This is a genomic window from Micromonospora sp., from assembly GCF_048594385.1.
Classification (GTDB): domain Bacteria; phylum Actinomycetota; class Actinomycetes; order Mycobacteriales; family Micromonosporaceae; genus Micromonospora; species Micromonospora wenchangensis.
The window spans coordinates 1-14943 of record NZ_JBMDWU010000011.1; the positions used below are offsets into that span (position 1 = coordinate 1).

At 73.9% G+C, this 14943-nt stretch carries 12 protein-coding genes; 7 read left to right on the forward strand and 5 right to left on the reverse strand.

Features of this window, described 5'->3' with window-relative positions; translation table 11 throughout:
* The first annotated feature begins 37 nt into the window (after positions 1-37).
* From ACOJTC_RS00440 to ACOJTC_RS00450, 3 genes are all read left to right on the forward strand, one after another.
* Positions 38-1036, forward strand: coding sequence for a coiled-coil domain-containing protein (locus ACOJTC_RS00440; RefSeq protein ID WP_420115302.1), 999 nt, complete (start codon positions 38-40; stop codon positions 1034-1036).
* 36 nt (positions 1037-1072) lie between these two features.
* Positions 1073-2626 carry a fused MFS/spermidine synthase gene (locus tag ACOJTC_RS00445; protein WP_420115294.1) on the forward strand — a complete coding sequence of 518 codons (1554 nt, stop codon included), beginning with the start codon at positions 1073-1075 and terminating at the stop codon, positions 2624-2626.
* A 71-nt stretch (positions 2627-2697) separates the two neighbouring features.
* A complete protein-coding gene (locus ACOJTC_RS00450) occupies positions 2698-4344 on the forward strand; it encodes a protein kinase domain-containing protein (RefSeq protein ID WP_420115295.1) in 1647 nt (548 codons plus the stop codon).
* 113 nt (positions 4345-4457) lie between these two features.
* Here the strand turns inward: ACOJTC_RS00450 and ACOJTC_RS00455 are convergent, their stop codons facing one another.
* Complete coding sequence (locus ACOJTC_RS00455; protein WP_232377629.1) at positions 4458-5126, reverse strand: potassium channel family protein; 669 nt, start codon at positions 5124-5126, stop codon at positions 4458-4460.
* Positions 5116-6450, reverse strand: coding sequence for a TrkH family potassium uptake protein (locus ACOJTC_RS00460; RefSeq protein WP_420115296.1), 1335 nt, complete (start codon positions 6448-6450; stop codon positions 5116-5118). Before ACOJTC_RS00460 ends, ACOJTC_RS00455 begins: the two co-directional genes overlap by 11 nt.
* Positions 6451-6643: 193 nt before the next feature.
* Between ACOJTC_RS00460 and ACOJTC_RS00465 the strand changes: the two genes are divergently transcribed.
* Positions 6644-7777, forward strand: a complete 1134-nt coding sequence (locus ACOJTC_RS00465) for a glycerophosphodiester phosphodiesterase (protein WP_420115297.1) — start codon at positions 6644-6646, stop codon at positions 7775-7777.
* 443 nt (positions 7778-8220) lie between these two features.
* Here the strand turns inward: ACOJTC_RS00465 and ACOJTC_RS00470 are convergent, their stop codons facing one another.
* Positions 8221-8424 carry a hypothetical protein gene (locus ACOJTC_RS00470; protein WP_420115298.1) on the reverse strand — a complete coding sequence of 68 codons (204 nt, stop codon included), beginning with the start codon at positions 8422-8424 and terminating at the stop codon, positions 8221-8223.
* Between the two features lie 197 nt (positions 8425-8621).
* Between ACOJTC_RS00470 and ACOJTC_RS00475 the strand changes: the two genes are divergently transcribed.
* Both ACOJTC_RS00475 and ACOJTC_RS00480 read left to right on the forward strand, forming a co-directional pair.
* The gene (locus ACOJTC_RS00475; RefSeq protein WP_420115299.1) at positions 8622-10895 is read left to right on the forward strand and encodes a DEAD/DEAH box helicase; all 2274 of its coding nucleotides are present in this window, start codon (positions 8622-8624) and stop codon (positions 10893-10895) included.
* Between the two features lie 251 nt (positions 10896-11146).
* A complete protein-coding gene (locus ACOJTC_RS00480; protein WP_420115300.1) occupies positions 11147-12346 on the forward strand; it encodes a hypothetical protein in 1200 nt (399 codons plus the stop codon).
* Positions 12347-12410: 64 nt separating this feature from the next.
* Here the strand turns inward: ACOJTC_RS00480 and ACOJTC_RS00485 are convergent, their stop codons facing one another.
* A complete protein-coding gene (locus ACOJTC_RS00485) occupies positions 12411-12827 on the reverse strand; it encodes a helix-turn-helix domain-containing protein (RefSeq protein WP_088644737.1) in 417 nt (138 codons plus the stop codon).
* Between the two features lie 241 nt (positions 12828-13068).
* Between ACOJTC_RS00485 and ACOJTC_RS00490 the strand changes: the two genes are divergently transcribed.
* On the forward strand, positions 13069-13494 hold the full coding sequence (locus ACOJTC_RS00490) for a hypothetical protein (RefSeq protein WP_204924807.1): 426 nt from the start codon (positions 13069-13071) through the stop codon (positions 13492-13494).
* 7 nt (positions 13495-13501) lie between these two features.
* Here the strand turns inward: ACOJTC_RS00490 and ACOJTC_RS00495 are convergent, their stop codons facing one another.
* Entirely contained in the window at positions 13502-14692 is a 1191-nt protein-coding gene (locus ACOJTC_RS00495) for a class I SAM-dependent methyltransferase (RefSeq protein ID WP_420115301.1), read from the reverse strand.
* Positions 14693-14943: the final 251 nt, after the last annotated feature.

Genomic DNA, 14943 nt, shown 5'->3' on the forward strand with positions numbered 1-14943 from the left:
ACGGCCGGGCGTCGGCGGCAGAGGGAAGGACACCTGCGTGCCCAGGACCAACCTGACCCGGCCATTGACCGTGCTGCTCGTCGCGGCGGCGCTGCTGCTCGGCGTCGGCGCGGTGCCCGCCGCGGCGGAGCCCGGCGAGGGTGGCACCAAGCAGCTCAAGGACGCGCTGACGGCGGCGGCGAAGGGGCACATCGAGGCCAAGGCCAAGCTGGACACCTCCAAGCGGCGGCAGGCCGCGCTGACCGCCGAGCTGAAGGTGATCGAGGGTCGGCTGGGTGAGCTGACCACCCAGGTGGGCGAGGTGGCCGCGCAGTCGTACCGGGTGGGCCGGTTGACGCCGACGTCGATGCTGCTCAACACGGCCAGCCCGGAGGCGTTCCTCAAGCGGGCCGCCGACCTGGACATGATGGCCCAGCGGGACGGCAAGCAGCTCCGCGCCCTGGCCGAGGCCCGGCAGACCGCCGCCGAGGCCACCCTCGCCATCAACACCGAGGTCCGTGAGCAGCAGAAGCAGCTCGCCACGCTGGCGAAGAAGAAGCGGGACGCGGAACGCGCCCTGGCCACCGTCAGCTCGGGCAGCAGCGCCGGTTTCAGCGGCGGATCGAGTTCGGCGAAGCCGGCCCCGCGCAACTCCGACGGGTCGTGGCCCAGCGAGTCGTGTTCGGTGAACGACCCGACCACCTCCGGCTGCATCACCCCGCGCACCCTGCACGCCATGCAGCAGGCCAAGGCGGCCGGCTACAAGCGGTACGTCTCCTGCCACCGCAGCGGCGGGGGCGGCGAACACCCCAAGGGGCGGGCCTGCGACTTCTCGGCCGCCACCAGCGGCTTCAAGGACGAGACGGCCACCGGCGGGGACAAGGCGTACGGCGACAGCCTGGCCAACTACTTCAAGAACAACGCCAACCGGCTCGGCGTTCTCTACGTGATCTGGTACCGGCAGATCTGGATGCCGAACACCGGCTGGCGGGCGTACAGCGGGTCGGGCAGCCCGGCCGCCGACCACACAAACCATGTTCATCTTTCGATGTACTGACCGTCGGGCCCAGGAACGGGACGTAGCATCGCGACGGTGAGCAGCTCATCGTCCGACGTCGTGACAGTTCCGACGCCTCCCGCGCCGACGCCCTCCCGGGCCCTGCCCAACGGGCTCGCCGCGTTCCTGGTCTTCTTCGCAAGCGGCGCGGTGCTGGTACTGGAGACGGTCTCGTTGCGGCTCGTCGGCCCGTACGTCGGGGTGACCCTCCAGGTGACCAGCTCGGTGATCGGCATCGCGTTGGCCGCCATCGCGTACGGGGCGTGGACGGGCGGCTGGCTGGCCGACCGGCGGGACCCGCGCGGGCTGCTCGCCCCGGCGCTGATCCTGGCCGGCATCGCCGCCGCGGTCACCCTGCCGGTGGTCAGGTACGCCGGTGAGCTGCTGCGCGGCGGCGCGGTCAGCGGCATCCTGCTGCTCACCGCGTTGGCCGTGTTCGTGCCGGCGGCGCTGCTGTCGGCGGTCACCCCGCTGGTGGTGAAGCTGCAACTGTCCGACCTACGGCGTACCGGGCAGGTCGTCGGCCGGCTGTCCGGCATCGGCACCCTCGGCGGCATCACCGCCACCCTGATCACCGGGTTCGTGCTGGTGGCGGCGCTGCCCAGTACGGTCATCCTGATCGGGCTGGCGGTGGCGCTCGGCGTGGCCGGGCTGGCGCTCGGGGTCTACCTGCGTCGGCAGGAGGCCGCCGCGCTGCCCGGACCGACCCGGGCGAAGGCCGCCCTGGCGGTGCTCGGACTGGTCGCGGCGGGGCTGAGCGCGGTCGCGCCGAATCCGTGCGACGTGGAGACCGCCTACCACTGCGCCCGGGTGGAACGTGATCCGGACCGGGCCGGCGGGCGCACCCTCTACCTCAACTCGGCACAGCACTCGTACGTCGACCTGAACGACCCGACGCACCTGGAGTACGAGTACACGCAGTGGATCGGCGCGGTCGCCGACGTGCTCGCCCCGAAGGGGCAGCGGTTGGACGCGCTGCACCTGGGCGGGGGCGGGTTCACCATGCCCCGCTACCTGAGCGCCACCCGGCCGGGCACCGACAACGTGGTCTTCGAGATCGACGGTGAGCTGGTCGACCTGGACCGGCGGGAGTTGGGCGTCCGGACCGGGCCGGGGCTGCGGGCGGAGGTGGGCGACGCCCGGATGCTGGTCGGCGGCGAGCCGGCCGACAGCCGGGACCTGGTGGTCGGGGACGCGTTCGGGCACCTGGTGGTGCCGTGGCACCTGGCCACCCGGGAGATGGCGGCGGAGGTCGACCGGGTGCTCCGCCCCGGCGGCATCTACGTGCAGAACGTCATCGACTACCCGCCGGGCCGGTTCATCCGCTCGGAGCTGGCGACCGTGGCCGCCGAGTTCGAGCACCTGGCGCTGGTCGCGCCGCCGGAGGCGATCGCCGGGCGGCAGGGCAGCAACTTCCTCATCGTCGCCTCGAACGCCCCGCTGCCGCTGGAGGCGCTGCGGACCCGGCTGGGCACGGTGGCGAAGATCCCGGACATGCTCGCCGGCAGCGAGGTGACCCGGTTCGTCGACGGCGCGCTGGTGTTGACCGACGACTACGCCCCGGTGGACCAACTGCTCGCGACCGCCTGATCGGGTGACTTTCCTGACCGATTACGACCACCGAGGTGTAGGCCGGGCCGTCCCGGGCAACTCGGTCGACCATGGGTGCAGGAGTCCGGAACGCCGCCCAGCTCCTCGGTGAGCGGTACCGGCTGATCGAGCAGCTCGGCGCGGGCGGCATGTCCGTGGTGTGGCGCGGCTACGACCAGGTGCTCGGCCGTCAGGTCGCGGTCAAGGTGCTCGCCTCGCGGCTGGCCAGCGACCGGGCCTTCCGGCACCGGATCAGGATCGAGGCGCAGGCCGCCGCCCGGCTCTGCCACCCCAACATCACCAACGTGTACGACTACGGCGAGTCCGAGCAGGTCGGGCTGACCGTGCCGTACGTGGTGATGGAGCTGGTGGACGGTGGCCCGCTCACCGCGCGGCTCGGCCGCGACGGGCAGCTTCCCTGGCGGGAGGCGGTGACGATCGGCGCGGAGGTGACCTCGGCGCTGGCCACCGCGCACGCCCGGGGGGTGGTGCACCGCGACGTGACCCCGGGCAACGTGATGCTGACGGCGACCGGGGTGAAGGTCGTCGACTTCGGCATCTCGGCACTGGTCGGGGAGAGCGAGAAGGGGCCGGACGGCGCACTGCTCGGCACCCCCGCCTACCTCGCCCCGGAACGCCTCGACAACGGCCAGGTCTCCCCGGCCACCGACGTGTACGCGGTCGGGCTGCTGCTCTACCGGATGCTCACCGGGCGGTTGCCCTGGCAGGCCAGCACCACCACGCAGATGCTGCGGGCGCACATGTACCACGACCCGGAGCCGATGCCCCCGGTCCGCGGGCTCCCCGACGAGGTGGTCGAGCTGGTCGGCCGCTGCCTGGCCAAGCGCCCCGAGGACCGGCCGTCGACGGCCGAGGTGGCCCGTACCCTCGCCTCGGCGGCCGGGATGGTCGCGGCGGTGCCCGTCCCACCGGCACCCGGGCGGGGTGACCCGGCACTGCTCGCCAACGCCGGTACCACGATCCTGCCCTGGTCGGCCGACACCGACGCGTTGCCCTTCTCGGGCCGTACCCGCACCCGCCGGGCCGCTGCCCGCCGCCGGCGGATCGAGGCCGGGGTGGCCGCCGCGAGCCTCGTCGCCGTCACCGCGGCCATCTGGGGGGTGACCTCGCGCAGCCCCGCCAGCGGTGGCGTCGACCCGCCCACCGAGGCCCGGATGGGGTTGCCCGAGACCATCGGGTGCGAGGTCGAGTACGCGCTGCGCAGCGACTCCGGCAAGGACTTCGCCGCCCAGCTCACGCTGACCAACACCGGTCCCCGGGAGCTGCGGGACTGGACGATGAGCTTCGCGTTCCCCGGCCAGCAGACCGTCACCACGACCACCCCCGGGATACGCCAGGAGGGTCGCATGGTGCGGGTCACCCCGTCGGCCGGGCGGGCCGCGCTGGCCCCGGGCGGGTCGGAGACGGTCGCGCTGACCGGCCGGTACACCGGGGGCAACCCGCTGCCGCTGGAGTTCACCGTCGGCGATTCGAGCTGCGGGGTACGGGTCTCCGGGGTGGCCGGTAGCGCACCCGTGGTGAAGCCACCGGCGGCGAAGAAGCCGGCGGCCAAGAAACCGGCGAAGACGTCAGGCAAGGGCGGTTCCGGCGCGGCCGGGCCGGCGAAACCCAAGCCGAAGGCCGAGAAGCCGGGCAAGGGGCCGGGCCCGGCGGCGGGTAAGGGAGCGGGTGCGGCCAAGGGAAAAGCGGGAAAGTGACGGGGAAGGGAGGCAAGGGCGCAGATGGCGGTGGTCCGGGTGGCGGTCCCGGCAAGGGGCCCCGGGGCTGAGGCCGAGGGCTGCGACCCGGTCGCGGCGGGAGGTCGGTGCGGTCAGCGTAGGGCGGCGAACCGCTGCACCTGGGCGATCCCGCCCTCGACGACGAGGATGCTGCCCGGTCCGAGCACCGTGTCCGGGTCGGCGTACCGGAAGCGTTCCCCGGCCGGTTTCGCACCGACCACCATCACCCCGTAGCGTTCCTGCACGGCCAGGTCCCGCAGCCGGTGACCGACCAGCGGCGGGGGCACCGGCACCTTGGCGATGGCGAAGTCGTCGCCGAACTCCATGAAGTCGAGCATCCGGCTGACGATCAGGTGGGCCACCCGTTCCCCGGTCTCCGCCTCCGGGAAGACCACGTGGTGGGCGCCGACCGAGGCCAGGATCTTGGCATGCTTGCGGGACGTGGCCCGCGCCCAGATCTGCGGTACGCCCACCTCGGTCAGTGCCAGCACGGTGAGCACGCTGGCCTCCACCGAGGCGCCGATGGCGACCACCACCCGGGTGAAGTCGCCGATACCGAGCTGCCGCAGCGCCTGCTCCTCGGTGGCGTCGGCCTGCACCACCCGGTCCAGCGACACCGACCAGCGCTGCACCCGGTCCGGGTCGCGGTCCACGGCGAGCACCTGGTGGCCGAGCCGGGTCAACGCCCCGGCCAGGTGGCAACCGAACCGGCCCAGCCCGATCACGGCGATGTCGCCGTCGCCCTCGTCCCTAGCCGACAACGGGTTGCTCCTTCGGATAGCGGTACAGCCGGCGTCGGGTGTTCAACGCGATCGCCGAGCCGAGGGTGAGTGGCCCGATCCGCCCGACGTACATCAGCACGGTCAGCACCAGTTGCCCCGAGGGGGGCAGGTGCGGGGTGAGCCCGACGGTGAGGCCGGCGGTGCTGAACGCCGAGGTCACCTCGAACAGCGTCTCGTTGGACCGGACGTCGGTGGTGAGCACGGTCAGGCCGAGCGTGCCGACGGTCACCAGCGCGACGCTGAGCAGCGCCACCGTCAGTGCCTGGCGTTGGCTGGCCACCGCGATCCGGCGGCGGCCCACGGTGACGTCCGGCTCGCCGCGCAGCTCCGCCCAGATGACGAAGCCGAGCAGGAAGAACGTGGAGACCTTGATTCCACCGGCGGTGCTGGCGCTGCCACCACCGATGAACATCAGGGCGATGAGCAGCGGGTAACTCTCCTCACGCAGCGCGGCCACGCCGATCACGTCGAATCCGCCGGTACGGCTGAGCGCGATCTGGGTGAACGTGGCGAGCAGCTTGTCCGGGGTGTCGTAGGTGCCGATGGTGAACGGGTTGTCCCACTCGGTGGTGAGCAGCCCGACGAAGCCCACCGCCACCAGCACCACACTGCCCCAGACGGTCAGCTTGGTAGCCACCGCCCAGCGGCCCGGTCGGCGACGCTGGCGGAACGCCTCGAACAGCGCGGGGAAGCCCAACCCGCCGACGACCGCGCCGAACGCCAACGGCAGCGCCACCCACGGGTCACGGGCGAAGCCGACCAGCCCGTCGGTGTAGAGGGTGAAACCGCCGTTGTTGAACGCCTGGATCGAGTGGAACACCCCTGACCACAGCGCCCGGCCCGGGGGATAGTCGTAGGCGAGCCGGAGCCGGGCGGTGACCACCGCGGTCATCACCAGTTCGCAGCCGAACACCGTGCCGGCGATGCGCAGCAGCAGCCGGCGCAGGTCTGCCGGGCCGTACTCGGCCGTCTCGGCCTGCACCAGCAACCGGTTGCGCAGCCCGAGCTGCCGGGTGACCGCCAGGCTGACCAGGGCCGCGCCGGTGAGGATGCCCAGCCCGCCGACCTGGGTGAGCACGGTGATCATCACCAGCCCGAACCCGTTCCAGTAGTTCGGGGTGTCGGTGACCGCCATGCCGGTGACCGAGACCGCCGAGGTGGCGGTGAACAGCGCGGTGACCGGCGGGGTGTAGCGGTGCGCGCTGGTGGCCCAGGGCAGCATCAGCAGGCCGGTGCCGATCGCGATCGTCACCAGGAAACCGAACGGCACCAGCCGGACGGGGTGACGAAGGAACCGGCGCACCAGACAATCCTGTCGATTACGGCGGGATCGGGTCGGTGAATCGCGTATCCCGGCCCGGTCCCGGTTTCCCCGCAGGGTTCACCTGGCGGCCAGTCGGCGACCAACTGTCGGTCAGCCGCGCCCGGTCTGCTGTGAGCGCCCGTTGGGGCGTACCGGCGCTCGGCCGGGTGCCCATACGACCAAGGAGACCGCGTTGCGACGTACCCTTTCCGCTCTCGGTGTGGCCGGCGCGCTGCTCGCCGTGGCCGTCGCCGTCCCGGTGGCCGTTCCCGGCGCCGCCTCGGCCCGCGAGGACGATGCGGACCGCGCCGACCGGGCCACCCACCGGCCCCTGGTGATCGCCCACCGGGGGGCCAGCGGCTACCGCCCGGAACACACCCTGGAGGCGTACCGGCTGGCGATCCGGATGGGCGCCGACTACATCGAACCCGACCTGGTCTCGACCCGGGACCGGGTGCTGGTCGCCCGGCACGAGAACGAGATCTCCGGTACGACCGACGTGGCGGCCCGCCCGGAGTTCGCCGGCCGCAAGGCCACCAAGACCATCGACGGGGTGCCGGTCACCGGCTGGTTCACCGAGGACTTCACCCTGGCCGAGCTGAAGACGCTGCGGGCCAAGGAGCGGCTGCCCCAGGTGCGGGTGGCGAACACCGCGTTCGACGGCCGGTTCGCGGTGCCCACCTTCCAGGAGGTGCTGGACCTGGCCCGCGCCGAGTCGAAGGCGCGGGGCCGCACCATCGGCGTCTACCCGGAGACCAAGCACCCCACCTACTTCGCCTCGATCGGGCTGCCGCTGGAGGAGCCGCTGGTCGCGGTGCTGCGCCGCAACAAGCTGACCCACCGCGACGACCCGGTCTTCATCCAGTCCTTCGAGACCGCCAACCTGCGCACGCTCGACCGCATGATCGACGTGCCGCTGGTCCAGCTCCTCGACGCCACCGGCCGGCCGTACGACTTCACCGCCGCCGGTGACCCGCGCACCTACCAGGACCTGGCGACCGCCGCCGGCCTGCGGGGGATCGCCCGGTACGCCGACGGGGTCGGCCTCAACAAGAACCTGATCATCCCCCGGGACGCCACCGGCAAGCTGCTCGCCCCGACCACGGTGGTCCGCGACGCGCACCGGCACAAGCTGCTGGTGCACGCCTGGACGTTCCGCGCCGAGAACCAGTTCCTCCCGGTCGACCTCCGGATCGGCGCCGACCCGAACGCCCGGGGCGACATCACCGCCGAGTACGAACTCTTCCTCGGTCTCGGTTTGGACGGCGTCTTCGCCGACCAGCCGGACACCGCCGTCGCCGCCCGCGCCGGCCTCCCCACCCGCTGATTCGGCGGGTGGTTCGGGTTGGTGCGGGCTGTGTCGTCGATGTGGCGGTGTCCCCTCGCTCGGACACCGCTACATCGGCCCACAGGAGTCGATCGAGACGGCGGCCGGCACCCTAGAGTCGGGGCATGGGCGTTGACAGGGTGCCGCCGGCAGGAAGCGCCGGTCGGGTACGTGCCGTCTACCCCGGCAGCTTCGACCCCTTCACCCCGGGCACCTGGACGTGGTGGGCCGGGCCCGGGAAGTCGCCGCGATAGCCCGGCGCACCGGGTGGTCGAGGCGCTTGATCCGCGCTGTGTCGCCGATGGTGCGGTATTCCTTCGCCCGGTCCCCGCAACATCGGCCCAGGGGGGTGGGGTTACCCGGGTCCCCGGGCGGGCGCGCCGACCGGGGTAGGGACGTGGATCAGTCGCTGCCGGTGCGACGGCGTACCGCCGGGAGTCCGGTCAGAGACTCCCGCCCCCGGTGCTGCGGAGGTTACTGCCGTCCGGCGGGTTCCGGTGGTCGTCCAGGCGGCGGCGGGCCTGCTCCGATGCCGCCAGGTCACGTACCTGCTGGTCCCCGTCGGTCGCGGACCGGCGGCCACGACGCCACCATGCCACGGCTGCGAGGGCCGCGAGTACGACGACGAGGATGATGAGCCAACGCATGCCTGCCTCCAGAGGGTGAGGGCTCTGCCACCCAGGGTGGCCCCTGGGGTCAAGGACCACCAACAAGGCGCCCCGCCCCGCCCGGTCGCCCCGGTGATCAAGAACTTTGCGTCACCCTGAGCGCGGATCATGACGCAAACCTCTTGATCAACTGCGTGGGAGGTCGGGGTGTCCGGTCGGGGTGGTAGGAATGCCGGATGAGTGGGGATCGGGCGGCAGTGCGGGAGCGGGCCGAGGAGGTGCTGCGGCGGCTGGCCGGCGCGCACGCCCGGCTGCGGGAGGACCAGTGGCGGGCCATCGAGGCGCTGGTGGTGGACCGACGGCGGGTGCTCTGCGTGCAGCGCACCGGGTGGGGCAAGTCGGCGGTCTACTTCGTGGCCACCGCCCTGCTGCGCGAACGCGGCGAGCACGGGCCGACGGTCATCGTGTCGCCGCTGCTGGCGTTGATGCGCAACCAGGTGGAGGCGGCGGCCCGCGCCGGCATCCGGGCCCGCACCATCAACTCCGCCAACCTCGACGAGTGGGACGAGATCACCGCCGAGATCCACGCCGGCACGGTGGACGTGCTGCTGATCAGCCCCGAGCGGCTCAACAACCCCGACTTCCGGGACGCCGTCCTGCCGAGGCTGGCCGCCACCACGGGGCTGCTGGTGGTCGACGAGGCGCACTGCGTCTCCGACTGGGGGCACGACTTCCGGCCCGACTACCGCCGGCTGCGTACCTTCCTGGGCAACCTGCCGGAGCGGACCCCGGTGCTCGCCACCACCGCCACCGCCAACGAGCGGGTGACCCGGGACGTCGCCGAACAACTCGGCACCGAACCCACCCCACCCACCGCCGACCACCACGCACCCCGCGCCGCACCCCCCGCCGACCGCGCCGTGTCGCCCGCCGGGCCGCGCGCCGACGGCGGTGCGCCGACCGCCGAACCTGCCACGTCGCCCGCCGACGCAGGTAAACGACGGGCCGACGTGCTGGTGCTGCGGGGCACCCTGGACCGGGAGTCGTTGCGCCTCGGCGTGCTCGACCTGCCCAGCCCGGCTCACCGGCTGGCCTGGCTCGCCGACCACCTGGACGCGCTGCCCGGTTCGGGGATCATCTACACGCTCACCGTGGCGGCGGCCACCGAGACCGCCGACTTCCTGCGCGGGCGCGGCTGGTCGGTGGCCTCGTACACCGGCCAGGCCGAGGACGCCGACCGTCGCGCCGCCGAGCAGGACCTGCTCGACAACAAGATCAAGGCGCTGGTGGCGACCAGTGCGCTGGGGATGGGGTTCGACAAGCCAGACCTCGGTTTCGTGGTGCACCTGGGTGCGCCGCCCTCGCCGATCGCCTACTACCAGCAGGTCGGCCGTGCCGGTAGGGCCGTCGAACACGCCGAGGTGCTGCTGCTGCCCGGCGTCGAGGACGCCGCGATCTGGCGATACTTCGCCTCGCTCGCCTTCCCGCCGGAGGAGCAGGTACGCGCCGTGCTGGCCGCCCTGCACACCGACCGGCCGCTCTCCACCCAGGCTCTCGAACCCATCGTCGACCTGCGCCGGACCCGCCTCGAACTGATGCTCAAGGTGCTTGACGTCGACGGCGCGGTCCGCCGGGTGCGCGGCGGCTGGCTCGCCACCGGCGAACCCTGGACCTACGACGAGGCCCGACTGCGCCGCGTCGCCGAGGCCCGCACCGCCGAGCAGCAGGCCATGCGCGAGTACGCCGCGACGCTCGGCTGCCGGATGCGGTACCTGCGGGACTGTCTCGACGACAGCGGGGCGGACGACTGCGGCCGGTGCGACCGCTGCGCCGCGCCCCTGTTCACCGCCGACGTGTCCGACCCCGCGCTGACCGCCGCGCAGACCTTCCTCGGTCGCCCCGGGGTGCAGATCGCCCCCAAGAAGCTCTGGCCGACCGGCCTCGACGCGGTCGGGGTACCGCTGAAGGGGCGGATTCCGCCGACGGAGCAGGCGTTGGCCGGTCGGGCCGTGGGGCGGCTGTCCGACCTGGGCTGGGGTGGCCGGCTGCGTGCCCTGGTCGGCCCCGGCACGGCCGACGGCCCGGTGCCCGACGACGTGGCGGCGGCCGTGGTGGAGGTGCTGAAAGCCTGGGCCCACGGCGACGACCCGTGGCCGCGCCGCCCGGCCGGGGTGGTCGCGGTCGGCTCCCGCAGCCATCCGACCCTGGTCGCGTCGCTCGCCGAGCGGATCGCCACGGTCGGTCGGCTGCCACTGCTCGGCCTGGTCATCCCCACCGGTCCGGCCGGGGGCGGCGGGCCGCGCGGCAACAGCGCCCAGCGGGTACGCGCCCTGCACGACGCCTTCACCGTCACCGACGAGCTCGCCGGTGCGCTGGCCGGGCTGGACGGCCCGGTGCTGCTCGTCGACGACCTGGTCGACTCCGGGTGGACGATGACGATGGCGGCCCGCCTGCTGCGCCGGGCCGGCGCCCCCGACGTCCTCCCGCTGGCCCTCGCCGTCGCCGGCTGACCCAGGCCCGGGTCGATGGTGGCGGTGAGCGGCTCCGCCGGGGGGTCGACCACCGGCCGATCCGGCTCGGGTCGACCGAGGCGGCGAGCGGCCATCCCACGCCGCCGGCAGCCGGTGGGTCGATCCGGGTCGCGGACCTACCGGCGGTCGACGGGGCGGGGGAAAAGTTCCCCGGCCGGCCGTGATGCGACCGCCGCCACGGTGTCCGGCCGTCGCTCCGGTGCCGGCGGGGTCGACGGTACGGTGGGCGAATGGCCGACCAGCGATCCGTCACCCGGCCCGCCGGCCCGGCGGGCCATGGCGGCCCGGCCCCCGACCAGGACACCCGGGCGGGCCGGCCGGGCCGGGGTGCCGACGCGGGCACCGCGCGACCGACGGACCAGCAGGACCGGGGCAGCGACGCAGGGGTCGCGCAGCCGGCGGACCAGCAGGACCGAGGTAGCGCGCAGCCGGCGGACCAGCAGGAATCGGGCGGCGCGGAACCCGGCGGATGGACCCTGTCAGCCGGGACTACGGCCGGGGACGGGGCGTCGACGATGGGGCCGGACCGGGCCACGTTGCGGCTGGCGCTGGTGGTGGGCGGTCTGGTGCTGGCCGTCCTGCTCGGCTTCGGGCTCGGCCGGGCCAACGGGCGGCCGACCGACCGTACCGCGGCGACCGCCGCGACCGCCGCCGGAGACCACACCCACGCTCCGGGCACCGGGGCGCACCAGCACGACGGCACCGGCGGGGACTCCTCCGGTGATGCGGCGACCGGCCTGTCCGTCAGCTCCGGCGGTTACACACTCGCCCCGTCGGGCGGGGAGTTCACCGCCGGGCGGGCCGGTGAACTGCGGTTCCAGATCCGCGACGCGCAGCGCCGGCCGGTCACCCGGTTCGCGATCGTGCACGACAAGCCGATGCATCTGGTGGTGGTACGCCGTGACCTCACCGGATTCCAGCACCTGCACCCGACGATGGCCGCCGACGGCACCTGGTCGATCCCGCTGACCCTGCCGCAGCCGGGCGTCTGGCGGGCGTACACGGATTTCACGGCGGTCGCCGACGACGGCCGGCAGACCCCGGCGACGCTGGGCGTGGACCTGGTCGCCCCGGGGGAGTACGCGCCCCGCCCGCTGCCCGCCCCGGCCACCCGGGCGGCCGTCGACGGGTTCACCGTCGACTACGAGGGCACCCCGCAGGTGGGCGCCGCCGTGCCGCTGCGGTTCACGGTCCGGGACCCGGCGGGACGCCCCGCCGCCCTGGAGCGCTACCTCGGCGCGTACGGGCATCTGGTCGCCCTCCGCGAGGGGGACCTGGGCTACCTGCACGTGCACCCGGGCCCGGGGCCGGCCATCGACACGGTGACGTTCTGGCTGACCGCGCCCGGACCCGGCAGCTACCGGATGTACCTGGACTTCCAGGTGGCGGGCGTGGTGCGCCCCGCCGAGTTCACCCTGACCGTGCGCTGAGGCCGGTGGCCCCGGGCAGGCGGGCCCCGGCGCGGCCCGGATCGACCGGGGGACGGCACGGCGGTCAGCCGGCGCGGCGGACCGGGCGGCGGGCCAGGTAGCGCAGCAGGTCCCGGATGTGGTGTTTCTCCTCGGCGGGTACCGCCGGATCGGCCAGCCGGTCGAGGATCACCCGGACATCCGCCTCCACCGGCCCGTCGTCGGCGCGGCGGCGGGGGGTGGGCCCCGAGTCGGGCAGGCCGAGCGCCCGGAAGGCCGCCGCGACCGGCAGGTCGAGGGCGGCGCAGAAACCGCGCACCTTGGCCAGCTCGGGGTAGTCCTGCCAGTCACCGGCGAGCCAGCGGAACACGGTGGACCGACCGACACCGGTGTGGGCAGCGAGGTCGCTCACCGTCCAACCCCGCTCGTCACGGGCGTCGTCGATGGCCCGTCGCACGAAGCGGGCGAACGCCATCTGGGGTGAAACCTCTGTCGAACCCATGCCTGGAGATCGTCCTCTTCGGGTGGGAGCCGGGGTGTCCGGTGCGCCCTCCGAGGGTAGTACGACGACGGTCCGGTGCAATTCCCCGTACCGGTCGTCCGAGCGCCCGTACGACGTCCATCCGGGGTAACGGCGCAGGTCGTGGCCGGTTGCGGTGCCGGTCGTGACGCAGCGTCAGTTGCCGTAGGTCAATTGAATCCGGCGGGTCCGTCCACCCGTCGCGCATCCGGTGAGGAGCAGCATGGCCGAGTCCGACCGTCCGGTGCCGCACCGCCCGGGTGCGGTCAGCCTCTTCTTCGTCGTCAAGGCGGCGGTGTTCGCCCTGGGTTTCTGGAGCTGGCTGCTGGTGCTGGTGTTCACCGGTGACGCGGTGACCGGGGCGCACGTGCTGGCGGCCGCCGGCGCCGTCACCACCACCCTGGTGGGGGTGCTGCTCGGCGTCCGGCTGGCCCTGCAACGCAGCGCCGCTGTCCGGCACGCCGAACTCAAACGGCTCCTGGTCGACATCTCCTGGAACGCGTTCGCCGCCGCCGGCAACGCCGAGCTGTCCGGCACCGTGGTGCCGTTCCCCACCGCGCCCGGCGACGACGAGCGGGGGCCGCGTCAGCGGATCTCCTCGATCGTCGACCGGGGGCCGGGGGAGCGCCCCGGCGGCCGGCGGCGCTGAACCCGGCTCAGCGCGGCGCGGTGACCGCCCCACCGTCCCGCACGGCGTCCCCGTCCGGGTCGGCCAGCAGCGTGGCCAGTCGCGGGGTCACCTGCCACTGGTCGACCAGTTGCCGGTACTCGGCCGTCTGCGGGTCGCCGCCGCCGGTGCCGGCCCGGCGGGCCCGGATCAGCAGGTTCCGGGGGGTGTGCCGGGAGTCGACGAACTCGACGACCTCGGCCCGGTAGCCGTGCGACCGCAGCAGCCCGGCCCGCAGCGCGTCGGTGAGCACGTCGGCGAAGCGTTCCCGCAGGATGCCCTGCCGGGTCAGCAGCTCGTACGGTGCCGGGGCCGGCCGGGCGCGTAGCTGCGCCGCGAGGTCGTGGTGGCAGCACGGCGCGGCGAGGACCCACCGGGCGTTCCAGCGCACCGCGCGGGCGAGCGCCTCGTCGGTGGCGGTGTCGCAGGCGTGCAGGGCGAGCACCAGGTCGGGGGCGGGTTCCACCACCGCGTCGGCGATCGTCCCGGCCACGAAGGTGACCCGGTCGGCCCAGCCGAGGCGTTCGGCCAGCTCGCTGTTGCGCTGCCGTTGGTCCTCCCGCACGTCCACCCCGACCAGTTCCACGTCGAGCCCGCGGCCGGTCAGGTAGCGGTAGGCGGCGAAGGTCAGGTAGGCGTTGCCGCAGCCCAGGTCGACCACGCGCAGCCGCCCGCTGAGGTCGTCGGGCAGGGTGGCGGCCAGCGCCCGCAGGAAGGCGTCCACCTGCCGACGTTTCGCGGCGTTGCCGCCGATCTCGGCGAAGATCGGGTCACCCGGGTCGAGCAGGTACTCCTTGGCCCGGTCGTGGCCGTCCGTCGGCGCGGCCGGCCGGCTGGCCGTCGCCCGGTGCACCTGCGCCTCGCCGGACTTGGTCACCCGCAGCTGGAGGGTCGCCCCGGCGGTCTCGACGTGCCAGTTGCCGAAGGGCTCGGCGAGCAGCGCGTCGACCGCCGCGCCGGCCTCCGCGCCGGGGGCCACGTTCCGGGTGTACGGCCGGGCGCCGTCGGACGTGGAGATCTGCAACCGGGGGCCGGCCTTGAGGGCGACCGGGCGGAGTTCGGCCCGTACCACCGAGGGGCGCTGGCCCCGGCGTCGGCCGGCGGCGACGGCACGGGTCAGGGCGGGGTCGAGCAGCAACGCCCGGACCTCGGTCAGGGCGGCGTCCAACGGTTCCGGCATGGGTCCATCATCCTTTCCACCCCGGCGGCTGCCGCTCCCGGCCCGCCCCGGCTGGGACGTCGGCCACCGGTGTGTGCCGCCTCCGGGCGGGTTCCGGCAGGGGCGCGGGGCCCGGTAGGGCGTGGGGCCGCCGGGGCGACGTGTCCACGGGCGCAGACGGGACATCCCCCGGACCGTCGGACGGCCGGGGGATGTCGTCGGTGCTGTCGGGTCAGTCGGCGGTGGCCTCGGCCGGCGCGTCCGCGCCGGAG

Coding starts and splice junctions, on each gene's coding strand:
- ACOJTC_RS00470 (WP_420115298.1), bottom strand. CDS start 8,424: ATGCGTTGGCTCATCATCCTCGTCGTCGTACTCGCGGCCCTCGCAGCC.
- ACOJTC_RS00485 (WP_088644737.1), bottom strand. CDS start 12,827: ATGGGTTCGACAGAGGTTTCACCCCAGATGGCGTTCGCCCGCTTCGTG.
- ACOJTC_RS00495 (WP_420115301.1), bottom strand. CDS start 14,692: ATGCCGGAACCGTTGGACGCCGCCCTGACCGAGGTCCGGGCGTTGCTG.
- ACOJTC_RS00475 (WP_420115299.1), top strand. CDS start 8,622: ATGAGTGGGGATCGGGCGGCAGTGCGGGAGCGGGCCGAGGAGGTGCTG.
- ACOJTC_RS00490 (WP_204924807.1), top strand. CDS start 13,069: ATGGCCGAGTCCGACCGTCCGGTGCCGCACCGCCCGGGTGCGGTCAGC.
- ACOJTC_RS00450 (WP_420115295.1), top strand. CDS start 2,698: ATGGGTGCAGGAGTCCGGAACGCCGCCCAGCTCCTCGGTGAGCGGTAC.
- ACOJTC_RS00480 (WP_420115300.1), top strand. CDS start 11,147: ATGGCCGACCAGCGATCCGTCACCCGGCCCGCCGGCCCGGCGGGCCAT.